Origin of the sequence: Bacillus spizizenii TU-B-10, from assembly GCF_000227465.1 — a bacterium.
Taxonomy (GTDB): domain Bacteria; phylum Bacillota; class Bacilli; order Bacillales; family Bacillaceae; genus Bacillus; species Bacillus spizizenii.
Window position 1 is genome coordinate 3,221,541 of the sequence record NC_016047.1, and the last position, 19,044, is coordinate 3,240,584.

General features: G+C 48.7%; 13 protein-coding genes. 3 read left to right on the plus strand and 10 right to left on the minus strand.

Annotation, left to right across the window (positions count from 1 at the left end):
* Window positions 1-41 precede the first annotated feature (41 nt).
* Window positions 42-719, plus strand: a complete 678-nt coding sequence (locus GYO_RS38170; RefSeq protein WP_014115005.1) for a YukJ family protein — start codon at window positions 42-44, stop codon at window positions 717-719.
* A gap of 43 nt (window positions 720-762) precedes the next feature.
* Here GYO_RS38170 and GYO_RS38175 read toward each other — a convergent pair whose 3' ends face one another.
* From GYO_RS38175 to GYO_RS38210, 8 genes are all read right to left on the minus strand, one after another.
* On the minus strand, window positions 763-972 hold the full coding sequence (locus tag GYO_RS38175; RefSeq protein WP_014115006.1) for an MbtH family protein: 210 nt from the start codon (window positions 970-972) through the stop codon (window positions 763-765).
* Between the two features lie 14 nt (window positions 973-986).
* Entirely contained in the window at window positions 987-8,126 is a 7,140-nt protein-coding gene (gene dhbF / locus GYO_RS38180) for a non-ribosomal peptide synthetase DhbF (protein WP_014115007.1), read from the minus strand.
* Between the two features lie 19 nt (window positions 8,127-8,145).
* Window positions 8,146-9,081, minus strand: coding sequence for an isochorismatase (locus GYO_RS38185; RefSeq protein WP_014115008.1), 936 nt, complete (start codon window positions 9,079-9,081; stop codon window positions 8,146-8,148).
* Between the two features lie 32 nt (window positions 9,082-9,113).
* Window positions 9,114-10,733, minus strand: coding sequence for a (2,3-dihydroxybenzoyl)adenylate synthase (locus GYO_RS38190; RefSeq protein WP_014115009.1), 1,620 nt, complete (start codon window positions 10,731-10,733; stop codon window positions 9,114-9,116).
* A gap of 28 nt (window positions 10,734-10,761) precedes the next feature.
* The gene (gene dhbC / locus GYO_RS38195; protein ID WP_014115010.1) at window positions 10,762-11,958 is read right to left on the minus strand and encodes an isochorismate synthase DhbC; all 1,197 of its coding nucleotides are present in this window, start codon (window positions 11,956-11,958) and stop codon (window positions 10,762-10,764) included.
* A gap of 25 nt (window positions 11,959-11,983) precedes the next feature.
* Window positions 11,984-12,769, minus strand: a complete 786-nt coding sequence (locus tag GYO_RS38200; protein WP_014115011.1) for a 2,3-dihydro-2,3-dihydroxybenzoate dehydrogenase — start codon at window positions 12,767-12,769, stop codon at window positions 11,984-11,986.
* Window positions 12,770-12,970: 201 nt separating this feature from the next.
* The gene (gene besA, locus GYO_RS38205) at window positions 12,971-13,837 is read right to left on the minus strand and encodes a ferri-bacillibactin esterase BesA (protein ID WP_041521057.1); all 867 of its coding nucleotides are present in this window, start codon (window positions 13,835-13,837) and stop codon (window positions 12,971-12,973) included.
* Window positions 13,838-14,050: 213 nt separating this feature from the next.
* Entirely contained in the window at window positions 14,051-14,647 is a 597-nt protein-coding gene (locus GYO_RS38210; protein WP_014115014.1) for a sulfite oxidase-like oxidoreductase, read from the minus strand.
* A gap of 102 nt (window positions 14,648-14,749) precedes the next feature.
* Between GYO_RS38210 and GYO_RS38215 the strand changes: the two genes are divergently transcribed.
* Window positions 14,750-15,352 carry a biotin transporter BioY gene (locus tag GYO_RS38215; RefSeq protein WP_014115015.1) on the plus strand — a complete coding sequence of 201 codons (603 nt, stop codon included), beginning with the start codon at window positions 14,750-14,752 and terminating at the stop codon, window positions 15,350-15,352.
* 69 nt (window positions 15,353-15,421) lie between these two features.
* Here GYO_RS38215 and GYO_RS38220 read toward each other — a convergent pair whose 3' ends face one another.
* Both GYO_RS38220 and GYO_RS38225 read right to left on the minus strand, forming a co-directional pair.
* Window positions 15,422-16,750 carry a Na+/H+ antiporter family protein gene (locus GYO_RS38220; protein ID WP_014115016.1) on the minus strand — a complete coding sequence of 443 codons (1,329 nt, stop codon included), beginning with the start codon at window positions 16,748-16,750 and terminating at the stop codon, window positions 15,422-15,424.
* 144 nt (window positions 16,751-16,894) lie between these two features.
* Complete coding sequence (locus GYO_RS38225) at window positions 16,895-18,397, minus strand: leucyl aminopeptidase (protein WP_014115017.1); 1,503 nt, start codon at window positions 18,395-18,397, stop codon at window positions 16,895-16,897.
* 157 nt (window positions 18,398-18,554) lie between these two features.
* Here GYO_RS38225 and GYO_RS38230 point away from each other — a divergent pair, with 157 nt between their 5' ends.
* Window positions 18,555-19,031 (plus strand): divergent PAP2 family protein, encoded by a 477-nt coding sequence (locus GYO_RS38230; protein WP_014115018.1) that lies wholly within the window; start codon window positions 18,555-18,557, stop codon window positions 19,029-19,031.
* Window positions 19,032-19,044: the final 13 nt, after the last annotated feature.

Consider the following 19,044-nt stretch of genomic DNA (forward strand, 5'->3'; position numbering starts at 1 on the left):
CGAACTAAAACGATGAAACTTGATCATAAAGGAGGATTCATATGGCTGTTCAGCAATATGGCGTGTTAAAAGGCATTGTCTTAGATATGAAGCGGGAAACTGATGATGACAGTCCTCATTTCCAAGTCAAAGTGCTCGGTGAAGAGAATACGTATTACAGGTGCGCCATCAATGTGATGTCCAGTTCCGAGGAATCTGAAGTATTGTATTTGGCTGACGATCAGTTTGATTCAAGCTCAATTACCATCCTTCCGAACATGCCGTATGGATATACAAAGATCAATGAAGCAAACCGTGAAGTGGCGCTGGATTATGTGCGGGGCAATTTGTTTGACCCGGGAGAAATGAAGCCTTTGCCGCATGAGATCACGGGGCCTGATAATGATTTAAATGACTTTATTGAAACGTATATGAAGAAAGCGCAAGAAGAGAAAGCACCAATTTATATTTTCGGTTCAAAATTTGGGCCGGAACAGGCTGCAGATAAAATATTCGGTTTTACCCCGACTAACGGCATGCACAATATCCATATGAACCAAGGGAATGCAATGGATAGCCGCTGGAAAAAAGACAACGGCTCTTGGCATGACGGAGGCATTCTGATTCAATTCGCCGATCAGTGGGCCGCAGTGTTTTTAGCGTTTTTATCCCAATCTTGGTGTACGGATGAAAACGGAAACCCGGTCAGAGATTGTGATCATACCCAAACGTCTGCGTAAGATAGAAAAAGAGACTGCGGCAAGCAGTCTCTTTTTCATGCGATTACACATTTTCAACAGGCTTTAGGCTGTTGGGCCTCATATCGCTCCAATGCGATTGAATATAGTCCAGACAAGCTTCACGCCCTTTTTGCTCATGAACGACTGTCCAGCCGCTCGGCACATCTATAAAACCGGGCCACAGGGAATATTGGCCCTCTTCATTGATCAGCACCAAATATGTGCCATCCGCATTTTCAAAAGGATTTGCCATCTCTTTCTTCCCCCTTATTTATTCATCTCTTCCAGTTTGACAGCGAGAACCTTGCCGATTTGAGCGAGCGGTTCCGGCTGACAAAGATCTTTATGGCGGCAGTCGATGTCGATTTGTTCAATTTGTCCGTTAATATAAGGCTTCCACGAATCCGGTTCAATCGGATCAAACCATTCAGGTATGATTGTTGATCTGAAAAACAAGACATTTCCACGGAAGGTTTTCGGCTTATATGAGCCTAAAATGCCGACAGAATTGACATACGTATTCTTCAGATTTAAAATGACCGATTCATCCAGGCTTGCAAGCGCGCTTCCGTCCCGGCGAAGAATCTCAATTGCCGTTTCAAAATCAAGCGGTTTGTCCCCTAAGCTGTCTGGGTCGTACCCGCCTAACGCCAGAAGGGCAATAAGCGCTTCCTCATCATCCGGCGCCTTTTTTATAGGAAGGAAGTGGTTCGGATAGGCGTCCAGCATCACCAATAGGGATACTTCTTCCCCTTGATTTTGCAGCTGGGTGGCCATCGCTTGAACGACATTCCCACCAAGGGACCAGCCCAGCAGATGGTACGGTCCTTTCGGCTGGATTGTTCTGATTTGTTCAATGTAGTCGGCAGCCATGTGGTCAAGTGTTTTCGGAAGCTCTTCCAGCTGCCCGATTCCCCGTGCCTGCAAGCCGTAGATCGGATACTCTGTTCCTATGTTCGTCATCAAACCGGCATAGCACCAGCTGAGTCCGCCTGCCGGATGCACACAGAATAAAGGAAGTTTGTCTCCGCTTGTTCGGAGCGGCAGCAGAACGTCGAGTGCGCTTTGGCTTGAGCCCATCTCAAGTCTTTCTGCAAGCCCGGCTACAGTCGGCGCTTCGAATAGGTTTCCGATGCTGAGTTCTACGCCGAGTGCTTCGCGAATGCGGCTCATCAGCTGTACAGCAAGCAAGGAATGTCCGCCTAAATCAAAGAAACGGTCATCAATGCCGACACGCGGCAAGTGAAGCACCTCCATAAACAGGTCACAGAGGATTTCTTCCTGCGGCGTTCTCGGTCCGCGTCCTGTCACGGCCGCTGCGAAATCCGGTGCGGGCAGCGCTTTACGGTCAAGCTTTCCATTCGGTGTCAGCGGCAATTCTTTCATCGTTACAAAGGCAGAAGGCACCATGTAATCTGGCAGTCTCTCAGCAGCATATTTGCGCAGTTCCGCCGTATCAATTGTGTCTTCCGAAGAAGGTATGACATAAGCTGCCAAACGTTTATCTCCCGGCTGATCCTCACGCACGATTACTGCCGCATCTTCAAGCTGCGAATGCTGAACTAGCGCCGCTTCAATTTCTCCTAGTTCAATTCGGAAGCCCCGAATTTTCACTTGGTGATCGGCACGGCCGACATAGTCAAGAGAACCGTCAGCGCGGAGGCGGGCCACATCCCCAGTGCGATACATTCGGGTACCCGGAGGACCGAACGGATCAGCTATGAAGCGTTCCGCTGTTAATCCAGCCCGGCCTAAATAGCCTCGTGCCAACCCCGCTCCTGATACATACAGCTCTCCAGCAACACCCGGCGGAACCGGCTGCAAGCGCTCATCCAGCACATAAACACCAAGATCGGGAATGCCGCAGCCGATCAAGCTGTTTGCCCGTAAAGCTGCAATGCTTCGGTCTAATTCGATATAGCTCACATGCACAGTCGTTTCTGTAATACCATACATATTGATAAGCTGCGGTCTATTTTCAGGGTGGCGGTTATACCAATCCTCTAAACGGCTGAGTTCAAGCGCTTCTCCGCCAAAAATGACATAGCGCAGACTGAGCGCCTGACCGAGATCAGGCTGCTCCCGTTCCGCCTGCATCAACTGATAGAAGGCAGATGGTGTCTGATTCAGAACGGTCACACCCTCTTTGACAAGCAGGCGCAGAAACGCTTCTGGCGATCTGCTGACGTGATGAGGCACGATCACAAGACGTCCGCCATGCAGCAGAGGACCCCAAATTTCCCACACCGAAAAGTCAAACGCATAGGAATGGAACATGGTCCAGATATCGTCTGAGCTGAAATGGAACCAGTGATCAGTCGCTGCAAATAAACGCGTTACGTTTTGGTGAGGAATCATCACACCTTTTGGAACACCCGTTGAGCCTGATGTATAAATGACATACGCCGTATTCAAAGGAGAAAGCGGCTGAATTCTATCCGTATTGCTCGGATTCTCAGCAGGGTAGGTGTTTAGTTTCTCTGCCAGTTCGGGATCATCCAGCACGATTTTCGGCACGTTTTCCGCTGGCGGAATGTTCTCTGCAGCTTTTGTGTTCGTCATGATAAACGCAGGCTGCGCATCTTCCAGCATAAAAGCGATTCGGTCAGCCGGATAGTCAGGATCGAGAGGCAGATAAGCCGCGCCGGCTTTCAGCACCGCTAATAGCCCGACAGCCATTTCCAAAGACCGAGGCATGGCCAAGGCCACAAATTGCTCCGGTCCGACGCCTTCGCTGATCAGCATTCGGGCAAGCCGATTTGCTCTTTCATTCAGCTCTTCATAGCTCAGTGACTGATCTTCACAAACAACGGCAATGGCATCAGGACTTAAAGCAGCCTGCTTCTCAAACTGCTCCGGCAAACATGCGTGCGGAATCTTTTCAGAAACACTTTGCCAATCTGTCACCATGCTGCTGCGCTCCTCCCGTGCAAGGATGTCCAGATTTCCGATTTGCTGGTCAGGATCAGATTCGGCAGCCTCCAGCAGGCGCATCAGACGGTCAGCAAAAGCCTGAGCAGTTTCCTGCTTGAAAAGATCAGTGCTGTACTCGAGCAGTCCTTCCAATCCGTTTGGAGTCCCGTCAGCAAGACGATTTCCACTGATTTCCAGCGTCAAATCAAACTTGGCAGAACCGACACTGTGGATCTGCAGGCTGCTTTCCATGTCAGGAAGATTCAGTTCAGCGTCCGGTGTGTTTTGGAACGCAAACATGATTTGGAATAAAGGATGCGTCGCACGCGAACGAGCCGGATTGAGCACCTCTACGAGTCTCTCAAAAGGCAGATCCTGATTTTCATAGGCTGCCAGATTCACTTCCCGCACTCTGTCAAGAAGCTCACGGAAGCTTGGGTCACCGGACGTATCGGTTCTGAGCACCAATGTATTGATAAACAGCCCCACAAGATCGCCTAGCGCATCATCATTCCGACCCGCTATCGGGCTGCCGATCGGAATATCAGTGCCCGCCCCGAGTCTTGTCAATAAAGCTGCGAGACCAGATTGAAGCACCATAAACAGGCTCACTCTATTTGCGCGGGCCAGATCCTGCAATCGCTTGTGCAGCTCAGGCTCAATGCGGAAATGAATCGTATCCCCATCATGACTCGGTTCAGCCGGACGTGAATAATCGGTTGGCAGTTCAAGCTGATCAGGCAGATTCTTCAAGGTTTCTTTCCAGAAAGCAAGCTGTCCGGCAATCAAACTATTTGGATCATCCCCGCTTCCAAGCAGTTCTTGCTGCCAAAGCGCATAGTCTGCATATTGCACAGTAAGCGGCGCCCATTCAGGAGCTTTTCCGTGACAGCGAGCCGCATAAGCCGCTCCAAGATCGCGGGTCAGCGGTGTTAAGGACCAGCCGTCCCCGACAATATGATGCACGAGGAGAAGCAGCACGTACTCGTCAGGACCGATGACAAAAAGCTCAGCACGAAAAGCAGGTTCAGCTGCAAGATCAAAACTGTAGCGCACAGCTTCAGCAAACCGCTCAGAAAGCTCCTTCTCAGTAATTTCTGTAACATGTAAAACAGGCCTTGCTTGATCAGCGTCTAAAATATGCTGATAAGATGTCCCCTGTGATTCAGGAAAAATCGTCCGAAGGCTTTCATGGCGGCAGACGAGATCATAAAGTGCCGCTTGCAGCACTCCTTGGTCCAGCTCACCCGACAGACGGACAGCAACCGGAATATTATAAGTAGGACTAGGCCCTTCAAGACAATGGAGGAACCATAGCCGGCGCTGGGCAAAAGAAAGCGGAATTCTTTCAGGCCGCTCAGCTCTCTGCAATGCGGGGCGTATACTCTGCGCCTGATGAAGATGGGCAGCGAGTCCGGCTACTGTCGGTTCGTCAAATAGATTCACGATACCGAGTTCGGCTCCCATTACCTCGCGAATGCGGCTCATCAGACGGGCTGCAAGAAGCGAATGACCGCCAAGCTCGAAGAAACTGTCATCAATACCGACGCGTGCCAAACCAAGAACCTCGGCAAACAAGTCACACAATATCTCTTCCTGAGGAGTCCGCGGTCCCCGATCGCTGACAGATGTGCTTAAATCAGGCGCCGGCAGTGCTTTCCGATCGAGCTTGCCATTAGGTGTTAATGGCAGTTCGTCCATCTCCACAAATGCCGCCGGCACCATATAATCAGGCAGACTGGCACCCACATAACGGCGAAGCGCGGCAGTATCAATAGCTGAAGCAGCGACTACATATGCCACCAATCGTTTGTCTCCCGGCTGATCTTCCCGAACGACAACCGCGGCCTGTTCGATGTCCGGATGCTTGGCAAGCACGGCATCAATTTCTCCAAGTTCAATTCGGAACCCGCGAATTTTGATTTGATGATCCGCCCGTCCGATATAATCCAAAGACCCATCAGCGCGCCAGCGGGCCTGATCTCCTGTCCGATACATCCGAGCCCCCGGCGGTCCGTATGGATCTGCAACAAAACGCTCAGCCGTTAAATCAGGGCGGCGGAAATAACCTCTAGCCAAGCCCGTCCCTGCAATATAAAGCTCTCCGACAACTCCCGGCGGCACCGGCTGCAAACCGTTATCAAGCACATACACCTGCGTATTCCAAATCGGTTTGCCAATTGGCGGAACGCCCTTCAGCCCTTCTTCAAGAAAAGCTGCTGCAGACCAAATCGTTGTTTCAGTAGGCCCATATAAATTCGTGACTGGACAATGAAGCTCTTGAAGCGCCTGCAAAAGGCCGCTCGGCAGCGCCTCGCCTCCGACAAGCACTCTGAGTCCCCGAAGTGTCTCAGGTTTATTCGTCACCAGAGCATGCCATAGTGTCGGTGTCGCCTGCATGATATTGATATCGAAATATTCAATCATTTGAGCTAATGCCTGGGGCTCACGGATCGTTTCTTTTTTTGCGATCACGATTTGCGCCCCGCTGATAAGCGGAAGATATAACTCCAATGCTGAAATATCAAAAGCGACAGTCGTCACAGCCAACAGCCTGTCTTCTTCTCCTAGAGAAAATGCCTCCTGCATGGACAGCAGAAAATTGCTCAAGCTTTTCAGCGTAACAACGACACCCTTCGGCCTTCCTGTTGATCCTGAGGTATAGATGATATACGCAGGATGATCAAGAGAAACCGATAGATTCGGATTGTCAGGCGAATAGCGTTTTACAACCTCCTGTGTAACAGTCTGATCAAGCACAAGCTGCGGAATAGACAGGTCATCAGGCAGACGGGTTGCTATTTCCTCAGTCGTTATGATGCATGAAGGTTTCGCGTCCTCGAGCATGTAAGAAATTCGGTCGGCCGGAAACTCCGGATCAAGCGGAAGATACGCCGCACCCGTCTTTAGTACAGCAAACATCGAAGCCACCATCTCTGGAGAACGGGGCAGCGCCAAAGCGACAAATTGCTCCGGACCAAGCCCTTTTTCGATCAACAGATGCGCGAGGCGGTTTGCCTTTTCATTCAGCTCTTGATAGTTTACTTGAACGTCATCACATATGAGAGCGATACGTTCCGGCGTAAGGATTGCCTGCTTCTCAAACATGTCCTGAAGGCTGAGCAGCTTCTCAGATTTTGCCGTCTCATTCCATTCACGAATGACTTGTTTTTTCTCGTCTGGCAATAGAAGCTCCATTTGCCCAATCAGCATGTCCTCCCCGGCAGAAGCCGTTTGCAGCAGCTGTAAGATCCGCTGCTGATGAAGTTTAATATCTGACTTGCTGTATACCTCAGGATTCGCATCTACATCAATCCGCAGCCCGCTGCCGTCCGTTCTGTCATATACATTGATTGATAGATCATCGACAGGACCGGCTGAAAGGTTATGCGTTGTTCCTCGGGCCCCGGCAAAGTCAAGACCGTAATCAAACGGCATGAGGTTGATTTGCGGACCAAATAATCTATGGTTTTCTCCTATTAATTTCAGATCACGCCGAAGCTCTTCATGGCGATACTTATGATGTCTCCGAATACTGCGGATTTCCCGGGAAATTTGCTGAATAAGTTCAGAAAAGCTCATTGAAGAGCTTACAGACAGCCGGAGCGGGAGAAGGTTCATCACCATAGCCGGCACATTCAGTGATGCGGACCCTATCCGTCCCATCATAGGCAGACCAAGCACAACATCCTCAGAGCCGGTCATCCGGTGCACATAAACAGCTGACACTGCAATCACGACTTCATGCCAGCTTCCTGAGAAATAGCGCGCCGATTCTTTTAATGCGTTCACATCAGATAGAGGCAAATACGCCGTTTGACGAAGAAAACTGTTAGATGTTCTTGGCGCACGATCAGCTAAACTCACAACTTCTGGTCCATCAGCAAAACGATCCAGCCAGAATTGGCGATCCTTCTCATACTGCTCTGATGCGCGATAATCTGTATCCTCCTCCAAAATGGCTTGGAGCGACCCAAAGGAACGATCTGTAGCTGATTGTCCTTTCATAAGCGCGGCATACGTACTTGCCACACGCTGGGCAATCAGGGAAAAGCCGAAGCCGTCAATCGCAATATGGTGAATGCGCTGATACCAAAAGAAACGATCAGGACCGGCTATAAACAGAGCTTCATTGAACAAAGGGTCATATTCTAAATCGACCGGCTTTGCCAAATCTGCTTTCATCCAGTTTAATGCTGTTTTTTCCGGATCAGGCTCAGAGCTGACGTCAATAACGTGCAGCTGTACATCCGGAGACGGGTTTATCATCTGCCAAGGCCCGTCCATATTTTCACCGAAGCGGACATGCAGCGATTCCGCTTCCTTTATCACGTGCCGCAAAGCTTCTTCAAAAAGAGCAATATTGATTGATCCATTGATTTCTATATATTCCGCTGTATTGTAGATTGGATTGTCCGGATCTAGCTGCTGAGCAAACCATATGCCGGTTTGCGCTCCGGTCAAAGAATATTGAAGGTCTTTTGTATCAGGCATCCGTTTGTTTATCCTCCTTTTATAAATAATCCGCGTTTGGCAGCACTTGCTGGCTGCGGGTTGTGAGCAGTTTCTGCCATTCTTCGATCGTCGGGCGTTCAGCCAGTTCCACGAATGTCACCTCGGCTCCTTCACGGCGCCATTGTTCTACCAATATCATGATCCTTACCGAATCAAGCCCCCGGTCGAGCAAATCCTCTTGATCTGTAATATCTTCAGGTGTTTCTTGAAGAAGCTCAGCAATTTGTTTACGGATATTCTCACATGTAAACACTTCTTTGCCAGTGTTTATTGACGTTTTTTGAGCGTCTGCCGGCGCATTCTTCAGCTGATCGAGAAGACTGTCAGTCATCACGGTAAACGCACAGCAGCCAGCCGCATAGTCCAGCGCCATTTGATGTTTTTCTAATGAAAAATCAGCAACTGCATCTCCCACAAAAAAGGCTTCGATATCCTCCATAAATGCTTCACATGCTGTAACGAGACAGCCAATATGGGCGTAAATCCCGGAAATGATCAGCTGATCGCGTCCCTCTTTGCGCATAATCTCCAGCAGATTCGTTCTCTTAAACGCGCTGTATCTCCATTTTGTCAGCACAAGATCAGCATCTTCCGGTGCCAGTTCGGTTATAATTTTCTCCTCATAAGGGCCGCTGTTTAACCCAGGACCCCAAAAGTCAGTCAGCAGCGCCCGATCAGCCGGATTTTGGCTTCCCGGCTGCGCAGTATAGACAACAGGAATCCCAAGCTGAGCACATTGATCCTTCAGCTTCCGTATATTTGCTGAAAGCTCTGTCACCGGAGAGGCTCCCGCTGTGAAAGCATCGACAAAATAGTTTTGCATATCGTGTATTAACAGAACTGCCCGATTTGGATCAGGCACCCATGTAACTTTGTTTTGTGGCATATCAGACACCGTCGGCATTTGATACGGCTGAATGGCAGGTATAGCCATTTAGAACACTCCCTCTCAAATTGTTGTTTGTTTTATTTTTTTGATCCTGCAAGAAGCTTCTCGGCAATGGCTTCACGAAGCGCTTTTTTGCTGACTTTTCCTACCCCTGTCTGCGGAAAGGATTCGACAAATTCAATGCGATCGGGGATTTTGTATGCCGCCAGTCCGCGCTCTCTCAAAAAAGCTTTGAGCTCTGCGGCTTTCGGGGCTTCATCCCGGGGAATAATGAACACACAAGATCTTTCGCCAAGAAATTGGTCAGGCATTGAGACCATTGCGGCATCATGGACAGCCGGATGCGCCAGAAGATGATTTTCTACCTCTTCAGCCGCCACTTTTTCTCCCCCGCGGTTAATTTGATCCTTCGCCCTGCCTTCAACGACAATATAGCCGTCTGATGTCAGCCTGACGATATCACCCGTGCGGTAAAAACCGTCCTCAGTAAAAGAAGCAGCATTGTGCTCTTCTGCTTTATAGTAACCCCGAATCGTGTACGGCCCCCGTGTCAGCAGATGCCCTGTTTCACCAGGTTTTACGTCACGATCCTGATCATCCCAAACACGTACTTCATCATATGGGGACATCGGTTTTCCTTGGGTGTTGACAATGACTTCCTCAGGGTCATCCAGTCTCGTATAATTGACGAGACCCTCTGCCATTCCGAACACCTGCTGCAGCGTGCATCCGAAAACAGCTTTAACCTTGCGCGCAGCTTCAGCACTGAACTTGGCGCCGCCGACCTGCAGAACTTGAAGGCTGGATAGATTGTCATCGCGTGAGGATGCCGCATCCATCCATACCATTGCAAGGGGCGGAACAAGAGCGGTAATTGTGACTTGTTCACGTTCAATCAAAGGAAATGCGTCATCAGGACTTGGAGAAGGAGATAATACCACTCTTCCTCCGGCGTATAACACGCCGAGAACTCCAGGCGAGCTCAGCGGATAATTATGCGCCATCGGCAATGCTGCCAAGTACACCGTGCTGTGGTCGAGCCAGCAAACCTCTGCACTCCGCCGCAGACTGTATATGTAGTCATCGTGAGTCCGCGGGATCAGTTTTGATAAGCCGGTGCTTCCTCCAGAAAGCTGAAGGAACGCCACATCAGAAGATTTGACTTCAGGTAGTTTTACAGGTTCTGTATGCAAAGCCTCCAGTGGCAAAAATTCCTCTGCCTCACCTGCAACAATGACATGTTTTAAAGATGGCAGTTTGCTTTGAACCTGTCTGGCAAGTGAACGGTAGTCAAAACCGGAATAGGAGTCGGGAATAATATAAGCAGCCGCTTCAGCAAACTCGCAAAAATATGTAATTTCACTGCTTCGATGAGAAGGCAGTGCGAAAACCGGAAGCGCCCCCAAACGGAAGAGTGCGAAAATGACTTCAAAAAACTCTGCGATATTCGGCAGCTGCACCACGACACGATCCATCTGTTGAATGCCGAGCTTCTGAAAACCGGCAGCCAGTTGATCAACCCTTGTGTCAAGCTCCTGATAGCTCCAATGGGTGTTTCCGCATGTAATTGCAATGCGATCGCCATGTTTAGCAGCCCGGTCCCTTAACAAATCTCCAAACGTCTCGCCCGCCCAGCAGCCGTTCTTCCGATATGTCTCAGCTAACTCTTCAGGCCAAGGAGTAAATCCATTCAGCATGTTGTATCCCTCCAGCAATTCATTCTGATCATATGTGATTGACGCCCATTGCCCGCAGCATTGTCCGAAACTTCGCGGATGTCTCCTGGAGCTCGTCCTCGGGTTTTGACCCGGCAACAACACCAGCTCCTGCATACAGGCGGAGTGAGCGTTCTTCTGCCTCTGCACAACGGATCGTCACGATCCATTCTCCGTCACCAGCATTGTCACACCAGCCGACCATGCCGGTAAAGAAACCTCGGTCAAACGGTTCAATGCTGTGAATCGCTTCTCTTGCAAGGTCAGTCGGTGTTCCGCAGACGGCCGGCGTCGGGTGGAGCGCCGCTGCCAATTCCAATGCGGTCACAGACGGGTCGGAAAGCTCTCCCTTAATCACGCTGGACAGATGCCACATCGTCTCCGTTTTGATGAGTGAAGGCTTTTCCGGTACATCCAGCGTCCGGCAGAAAGGCCGCAGCGCTGCCGCAACCGCGTCAGCTACAACCGCGTGTTCGTGGAGATCCTTTGCGGAAGAAAGCAATTCATCAGCCCGGCGCTGGTCTTCAGCAGGATCGTTACTGCGAGGCCTTGAGCCGGCTAATGGATTGGAAACGACCTGAGTTCCCATTCTTGAAACGAGAAGCTCCGGACTTGCACCAAGCAATGTTCGGCGGGAAGGCGTTTCCGCTTCGCTGGACACGTCCGCGGCAAACGTGTAGCCATGTGTGTTATGCTGCGCCAGATGGCGAAGCAGTTCATCCGTCTGAATCGGTTCAGACGATGTCAAATGCAGCGATCTGGACAGGACAATCTTGCTGAGAGTCCCATCGGCAATGCGTGCCAGTCCTTGTTCGACACCATTTTTATACCCCTCTGGTGCAGGAACAGGTTCTATGTGGTATGTATGCTCAGGCTGCTGTTCCTTCTCCGCATGATCAAATTGTAGCGGTCCTGACCAGCGCACATCTTCAGGAACAACGAGCCGAGCTGCTTTTACATGATCAAAAGGAACAGCTCCGACAACAAGCGGACGGCTTTGCCCTGATTGCTTTGCTTGATTCAGCGTCTCTGCAATACGGCCAGAAAGGGTTTTTATTTGGTTTTGCCCGTCTGCTTCCGGTACGATTTCACATATGCCTTTCGCTAACAGTACGCGGTGAGGAGAAGCTAAGAAAAAAGCCCCCGGCTGATACTCATGAAGCAAATGCTCCGCTTTTGTTTGTGATATAACGTTTTGTTCCAACATTCTCATGAACCTCCTTTAAAATGAGTTACACGCCTAAGGTCGCGCCGCCATCTACGCATAAATTATGCATCGTAATATGCCCTGCTTGGCCAGAAACCAAAAAGAGCACGGCATTCGCAATATCCGAAGGCTGAGCCAGTTTTTTGAGCGGGATGCCTGTTTTAAATGTCTCAAGTGATCCTTTTATGACTTGCTCCGCTCCGTTTTCATCGGCCCATAATGACCACTGCATGTCTGTTTCCGTTGATCCGGGAGACACAATATTGCAGCGAATATTATATTCTGCAAGCTCAAGGCCAAGGCATTTCGTAAACATCACAGCCGCAGCCTTTGAAGAGGCATATGCCGCCATTGATGTCCTCGGCACACCGGCAGCATTCGATCCGACCGTTACAATCGAACCCGATCTCCGGTCCATCATATATTTGCTGACTGAACGCGAGGCGTTAAATACACCAGTCGAATTCACCGAAAACGTGGCCTCCCATTCTTCGTCACTGAGTGAATGGATCAATCCCGGGCGAAGGACACCCGCTACATTCACCAAAATATCGATCGGCCCCATTTCACGTTCGATACGCGCCGTGATCTCGTCAATCGCCGCGCTGTCTCTCACATCCGCAGGAAAGGCTTCCGCACGGCAACCTTCCGCTTTGAGGCTGCTCACAACCTTTTCCAGCTTTTCAGGATTATAATCAACTGCCGCAATGTGTGCGCCTTGATCGGCAAGCTTCCGCGCAACAGCTTCACCTATCCCTTGGGCAGCCCCTGTTATAAAAGCAATTTTGCCCTTTATACCCATTGCATTCATGTCATCAATTCCTTTCTTCGCTTCAGATGCCGTACTGACATCCAGCGAAAAAGACTGTTGCGTCTTGAAAAGAAAAACGCAATTTATTGATAATGATTATCATTATCAATTATAAAAATAATCATATCCAAATGTCATGTGACAGTCAAATATAATTTCAGTGACTAATATTTTATTTTTAGAAGCAAGGCTGAGAATGTCTCAGCCCATTGAAATATGCGGTCCGTCAGGGTGAAGCGCAAAACGCAGCGCCCGGCTGACCAAAACAGGAAGAACCGAAATATGTCCTTCTCCTGAAAACTCACAAAATTCTGCCCGTATGCCTTGTTCAGATAAAACGGCCAGCCGCTCGTAAAGCTCCCTCGCATTATCGTTCATCCGGCTTTTATGGTGCTGCTCCAATTCTCCTGCCGCAATCAAAAGATTGATAGGCTGATTGTTTTCCTTGAAGCGTGAGACGAAATGGTCCGCTTTCTCGAGAATAAACGGTTTATTCCAATGAATGGACGGACTTCCCGCGATATAGGTTTGAAACGCACCCGGCTTTGTTAACAGCACCTGCAGCACGAACAGCCCGCCAAGTGAGTGACCAAAGATCGTTTGTCTGTTGCTGTCGATCTGGTAATCTCGTTCTATCTGCGGTTTTAGATCCTCTTCAATAAATCTGAAAAAGCCCTCTGCTCCGCCATGCTCCGGCCAATCTTTTCCGTCTGGCCTTTTTGGCAGCTTCGATTGAGCTGTCGGCATTGTAAAATCCCGGTGACGCGCTGAGGAGAACGGTCCTTCTGTCTCATAGCCAATGCCGACGATCACAGCAGGGATCACCCCGGTTTTTTCAGGACGGCGCCCCTGTATTCGAACGGCCTCCGCCATCGTTCCGAAGACAGAATTGGCATCCAGCAGATAAATAACCGGATAACCAGCGGGCGGCGGCGGCGTATTCGGTTTCGAGATAAAAATTTGATAGGCACGGTTTTCATTGCGTGAAGACATCATACGCACTTCCGTACCAGGAATGGTAAATGCGTTTTGTGTCCCGCCTTTCGCCCGATCTGTTTTCTCATTCATGCAGTACGACATTCCTCTCCTTAAACTAAATCACAATATATGATAATGATTTTCACTATCAACTAGACACCTCAAATAATAGGTTTTCTTCCAGAGAAAGTCAACTTTTTCCTAAATAAAAAAGGCACCTTCATCAAATAAGGTACCTGAAGACTATCAATATGGAAATAAAAACCTGATAAAGATGCAGATTATCCTACTTGAAATAGAACCTTAATCCCATGTAAACCTTTGATTTTGCCAAGGATCGCCTCTCATGTGATAGCCGTTCTGCTCCCAAAAACCGGGGTGATTCTCTTTCGTAAATTGGATGCCGCGCAGCCACTTGGCGCTTTTCCAAAAATATAGATGCGGAAACACGCCCCGCAGCGGGAAGCCATGTTCAGGCGTTAAAGGGGCGCCATTATGCGCATAAGCCAAAAGTGAAGTTTCAGCCAAAAAATCAGCAAGCGGCAGATTGGTCGTCCAGCCCTCTTCCGCATGTAAAATGACGTAGCCCGCTTCTTCTTTTACACCCGCTTTTTCCGCTATATCACGAGCCCGCACGCCTTGCCATACATTATCAAGCCTTGACCAGCCAGTGACGCAATGGATGTCATTTTTCGATTCGTACTGAGGAAAGGCTTTGACATCTTCAAAGCTTAGCAGCATCGGATGGTCAACCAATCCGTATACTTGAAGATTCCATTTAGCCATATCCTCGTAATACGGTACATTTCCCGTATGAAGCACAGGAAATGAGGTTGTGACGTTTTGGTTTGGCGGGACTCTCCCAGATTGATCGGATTGTTTTGTTTTTCCGAAATACATACAGAACCCTCCTTTTTGTTAACCTTATTTCAGTTTATGTTGACAATATTTCCGTTCTTTATTACTCTATGATTGTGTATGTAAACCTAAGGGGGAACAACAATGAAACAACATAAACTTCGTGCGGGCGATATGGCGCTGATCGGCATGTTCGCCGCACTTATGGCTGTCGGCGCCAACATTACATCAGTGGCACCCTTTTTACAAGTAGCCGGCATTCCGCTGTCAATGCAGCCGTTTTTCTGTCTCTTGGCAGCCATGCTTCTCGGCAGCAAACGAGCAGGTATTGCCATGATTGTATATGCACTTGTCGGATTGGCCGGAGCACCTGTGTTTGCTCAATTTTCAGCAGGCTTCGCACCGTTTGCGGGAAAAAGCGGCGGGTTTATTATCTCCTACATCCCTGCAGCATTTGCAGCTGGATGGTTCTTAGAACGCAAAATTCAGCCGAGTAAAATCCGATTTCTGACTGCTTCTCTTATTGGAACAGCCATCATGTATATCATCGGGACTACCTATATGTATCTTGCACTGAAGCTGTGGATTCATACGCCAGTGAGCTACGGCACGGCTTGGGGCTTTATGACTTGGTTTATGGTAAAAGACACGGCGATGGCTGTGGTACTGGCGTTTATCGCACCTGCGATCTACCGCTCAATTCATAAAGCAACTGGCTTTAACAGAAATCACATATCATCCACGTAAAAACCGTTCTATTGGACGGTTTTTTTATCATAACGAGAAAAGGCTCCCCAGTAAAGGGGAGCCTTTTTCCTATAAAACAAGCGCCGCAACCCAGCCAAAGATGATAAGCGGGATATTATAAAATAAAAATGTCGGCACACAAGTATCCCAAATGTGGTGATGCTGGCCGTCTGCACTTAAACCTGAAGTCGGCCCAAGTGTGCTGTCGCTGGCAGGTGAACCGGCATCGCCAAGCGCAGCAGCCGCTCCGATAATCGCAACCGTTGCCATCGGGCTGAATCCGAGCTGCATGCAAAGAGGCACAAAGATCGTTGTGATCACTGGAATCGTCGCAAAAGAAGATCCGATTCCCATTGTAATGAACAAGCCGACAATAAGCATCAGCAATGCGCCCACTAACTGACTGTGCCCCATAATGCCAGCTGCTGTTTTAACCAGTGACTCGACATCTCCGGTTTTCGTCAATACATTTGAAAATCCGGCTGCAACGAGCATGACAAAACCGATAAAGGCCATTAAAACCATTCCGTCAGTAATCAGTGAGTCCGCTTCATCACGCTTCATCACACCGCTGACAAACAGGATAATCAGACCTGCCAGCGCTCCCATAATCATCCCTTCTACTCCCAATGTCTGAGATAAGTAGAGCTGGACGCCGAGTGACACTGCGATGGCAAGCACCGCGATAGCCAGGCTTTTTTTCGTATATGGAGAAGCATTCGCACCAGATATTTCTTTTGTTTCGTATGTTTTCGGTTTACGAAACACGATGATTGATAAAATCAGACCTACAACCATACCTGCAACCGGGATCATTAAGGCGTAAGGAATATCACCGAGAGATACGTTTAATCCGGCATCCGCCATATTGTCCTTCAGCATCCCCTGGAAGATTTGGCCGAAACCAACCGGCACTAAAATATAAGGTGCCGTTAAACCGAATGTAATCACACACGCGATCAGACGGCGGTCCATTTCAAGTTCATTAAAGATTTTCAAAAGAGGCGGAATCAGCACCGGGATAAATGCGATGTGAACCGGAACCACGTTTTGCGAAAAACAAGATATGATTAAAATAATAAGCACAATCAGCACTTTGGACAGTGCTTTTTTGCGGGTGTCTTCTTTATTTCCGATTAATTTAACGGAGGCTTCCACCATTGCGTCCGGAAGACCCGTTTTCGTTAAAGCCGCAGCAAACGCGCCAAGCATGGCATAGCTGACTGCAACGGTAGCATTTCCGCCAAGCCCGTCCGTAAAAGCTTTAACCGTTTCGCCAAGCCCGAGCCCGCCTGTTAACCCGCCGGCCAAGGCACCTATAATTAATGCGATAACAATATTAACACGCAGCAAGCTTAAAACAAGCATAAGCAGCACTGCGATGACGACTGCATTCATGATAACCCTCCAAAAAATCCTTTAGTTTGCTAATGTAGTAGATAAATAAAGTACGAACGTATCTTATCATAACCGATGCACTTTAGTCAACTAAAGATTTTAGAAGAAAAAATCCCCGCTGCATTCCGCAGCAGGGATTTCACATTATTCGCTTTTATCTTCTTCCAATGTAAATCGTTCCGCAAGTGTGGCAAGTGTTCTGGCCATTACGCCGGTAGCCCCGGACGGCCCGAAGCAGGTTGCTTTATTGGAAGTAGCTGTGCCCGCAATATCAAGATGAACCCAAGGCGTTGTTTCAGCAAATTCACCAAGAAACGTTCCTGCCATAATCGCATGTCCTTCACGTCCCGGCGAATTGCTGAGATCCGCCATTTGGCTGCTTTTCACACGCTTTTTATCCTTCTCTGTTATCGGCAGCTGCCAGATCGCCTCGCCGCACTCTTGTGCAGCATCAGCTACCTGCTGATAAAAGCTTTGATCATTTGTCATAGCGCCAGTCGTTTCTGTTCCTAATGCCACAACGACGCCGCCGGTAAGCGTAGCCACATCAACAAGAACTGACGCGCCATGCTGTTTCGCGTATGTAATGCCATCTGCTAGCACAAGCCTTCCTTCAGCATCCGTATTGAGGATTTCAATTGTTTTTCCGCTTAATGATACGATGACATCATCAGGCTTCATCGCCCCGCCGGAGATCATATTATCGGTTGACGGAATAACAGCCAGCACGTTTTGCTCGGGACGAAGCTCTCCGATGGTTTCCATAGCACCGAGAACCGCAGCTGCTCCTCCCATATCAGATTTCATGCCGACAATTCCAGATTTCGTTTTAATGGAATAGCCACCTGTGTCAAAGGTAATCCCTTTTCCGACAAGTCCGACGACGTCTTCCCAATCCTTTTTGCCCTGGTACTTCAAAACAATCATTTTTGGGGGTTCGGTCGAGCCTTGGTTTACTGCAAGTATCCCGCCCATACCGAGCTCTTCCATCTCTGATTTCTCCAATATCTCACACTCAAAATCATATTTCGCCGCAAGCTCTTCTGCATAAGAAGCGAGGTCAGTCGCTGTCAGCATGTTTCCCGGCATATTTACAAGCGTTCTAGCCGAATTTGCCCCTTGCCCGTATGCCTGGCCGACGCGAAGTCCCGCCTGCACTTCTTGTATATCTTCATCTGTGACGGCATACACAGCTTCAATTTGTTTGTCAGGCTCATTTGATTTGTGCTTATAATCCTGCACCTCATAGGACGCAAGCAGGCAGCTCTCAGCTAAAGCATGAGCGGCATCGGCTGGAGGTACGTCTTCCGAAATAAACGTGTCAAGCAGGACTGCTGCTTCTTGTTTTCGGTCATTGTGAATGGCTTGAAAAACATGGGCAAAACGTTCCTTCACCTGTTCAAACGAATAATTTGCTTCTCTCCCCAGACCAACGAAATAAATCCGTTTCATACCCGCAGAAGATGGAGGGAATACTTTTGATACTTGATTCGGTTTCGAAGAGACATCACCATCTTTTAAAAGCTGTGTCAGATGGCCTTCCAGCATTTCATCAATTTCCAATGCTTTGCCTGTCAACTGGCTTTTTTGAAAAAGCCCGACCACAAGGGTTTCTGTATGCTCTAATTGCTGAACCGCATAAAACATGAGGCTTACACTCCTAACGTAATGGGTATTTGTAATGAACAATGGTATAATAGGAAAAACATTCTTTCCATTACACTTATTTTATCAAACAACAGTCTAAGACTTGCTTTTTTCTTTTGAAACACGAAGGATTTTTTAAATAGAAAGGATGTCGCCTATGGAACTTTTAACGAATTTCCCTTTATTATCAAGCCTGGCCGCGATTATTTTTGCTCAGGTCATCAAAGTGCCCATTCAGTTTATCGTGTCCAGAAAACTGGACTGGTCGCTGGTCACAAGCACAGGCGGCATGCCGAGCTCTCACTCCGCGGCGGTCACCGCACTTTCTACAGGCATCGCTTTGGATCATGGTTTAGGCTCCTCTCTCTTTGCGGTTTCCGCCATTTTCGCCGTCATTACCATGTTTGACGCTACTGGTGTCAGACGTCACGCCGGTGAGCAGGCAACAGTCATCAATAAGCTTGTCATTGATTTTAACCGCTTCGTAAATGAAGCAAAGGACTTCCCGAAGGCTGAAAATAAAGAAAAGCAAAAAAAGCTGAAAGAGCTTCTCGGACATCAGCCAATCGAGGTTTTTTTCGGAGGCTTAACAGGTATTTTACTAACATTGATACTCGCTTACTTTTTCATGTAAAAAACGCTCCAGC

What these genes read in the sequence shown, in the direction of transcription:
- GYO_RS38170 (WP_014115005.1), top strand. Translation starts at nt 42, where the DNA reads ATGGCTGTTCAGCAATATGGCGTGTTAAAAGGCATTGTCTTAGATATG.
- GYO_RS38175 (WP_014115006.1), bottom strand. Translation starts at nt 972, where the DNA reads ATGGCAAATCCTTTTGAAAATGCGGATGGCACATATTTGGTGCTGATC.
- dhbF (WP_014115007.1), bottom strand. Translation starts at nt 8,126, where the DNA reads ATGCCTGATACAAAAGACCTTCAATATTCTTTGACCGGAGCGCAAACC.
- GYO_RS38185 (WP_014115008.1), bottom strand. Translation starts at nt 9,081, where the DNA reads ATGGCTATACCTGCCATTCAGCCGTATCAAATGCCGACGGTGTCTGAT.
- GYO_RS38190 (WP_014115009.1), bottom strand. Translation starts at nt 10,733, where the DNA reads ATGCTGAATGGATTTACTCCTTGGCCTGAAGAGTTAGCTGAGACATAT.
- dhbC (WP_014115010.1), bottom strand. Translation starts at nt 11,958, where the DNA reads ATGTTGGAACAAAACGTTATATCACAAACAAAAGCGGAGCATTTGCTT.
- GYO_RS38200 (WP_014115011.1), bottom strand. Translation starts at nt 12,769, where the DNA reads ATGAATGCAATGGGTATAAAGGGCAAAATTGCTTTTATAACAGGGGCT.
- besA (WP_041521057.1), bottom strand. Translation starts at nt 13,837, where the DNA reads ATGAATGAGAAAACAGATCGGGCGAAAGGCGGGACACAAAACGCATTT.
- GYO_RS38210 (WP_014115014.1), bottom strand. Translation starts at nt 14,647, where the DNA reads ATGTATTTCGGAAAAACAAAACAATCCGATCAATCTGGGAGAGTCCCG.
- GYO_RS38215 (WP_014115015.1), top strand. Translation starts at nt 14,750, where the DNA reads ATGAAACAACATAAACTTCGTGCGGGCGATATGGCGCTGATCGGCATG.
- GYO_RS38220 (WP_014115016.1), bottom strand. Translation starts at nt 16,750, where the DNA reads ATGAATGCAGTCGTCATCGCAGTGCTGCTTATGCTTGTTTTAAGCTTG.
- GYO_RS38225 (WP_014115017.1), bottom strand. Translation starts at nt 18,397, where the DNA reads ATGTTTTATGCGGTTCAGCAATTAGAGCATACAGAAACCCTTGTGGTC.
- GYO_RS38230 (WP_014115018.1), top strand. Translation starts at nt 18,555, where the DNA reads ATGGAACTTTTAACGAATTTCCCTTTATTATCAAGCCTGGCCGCGATT.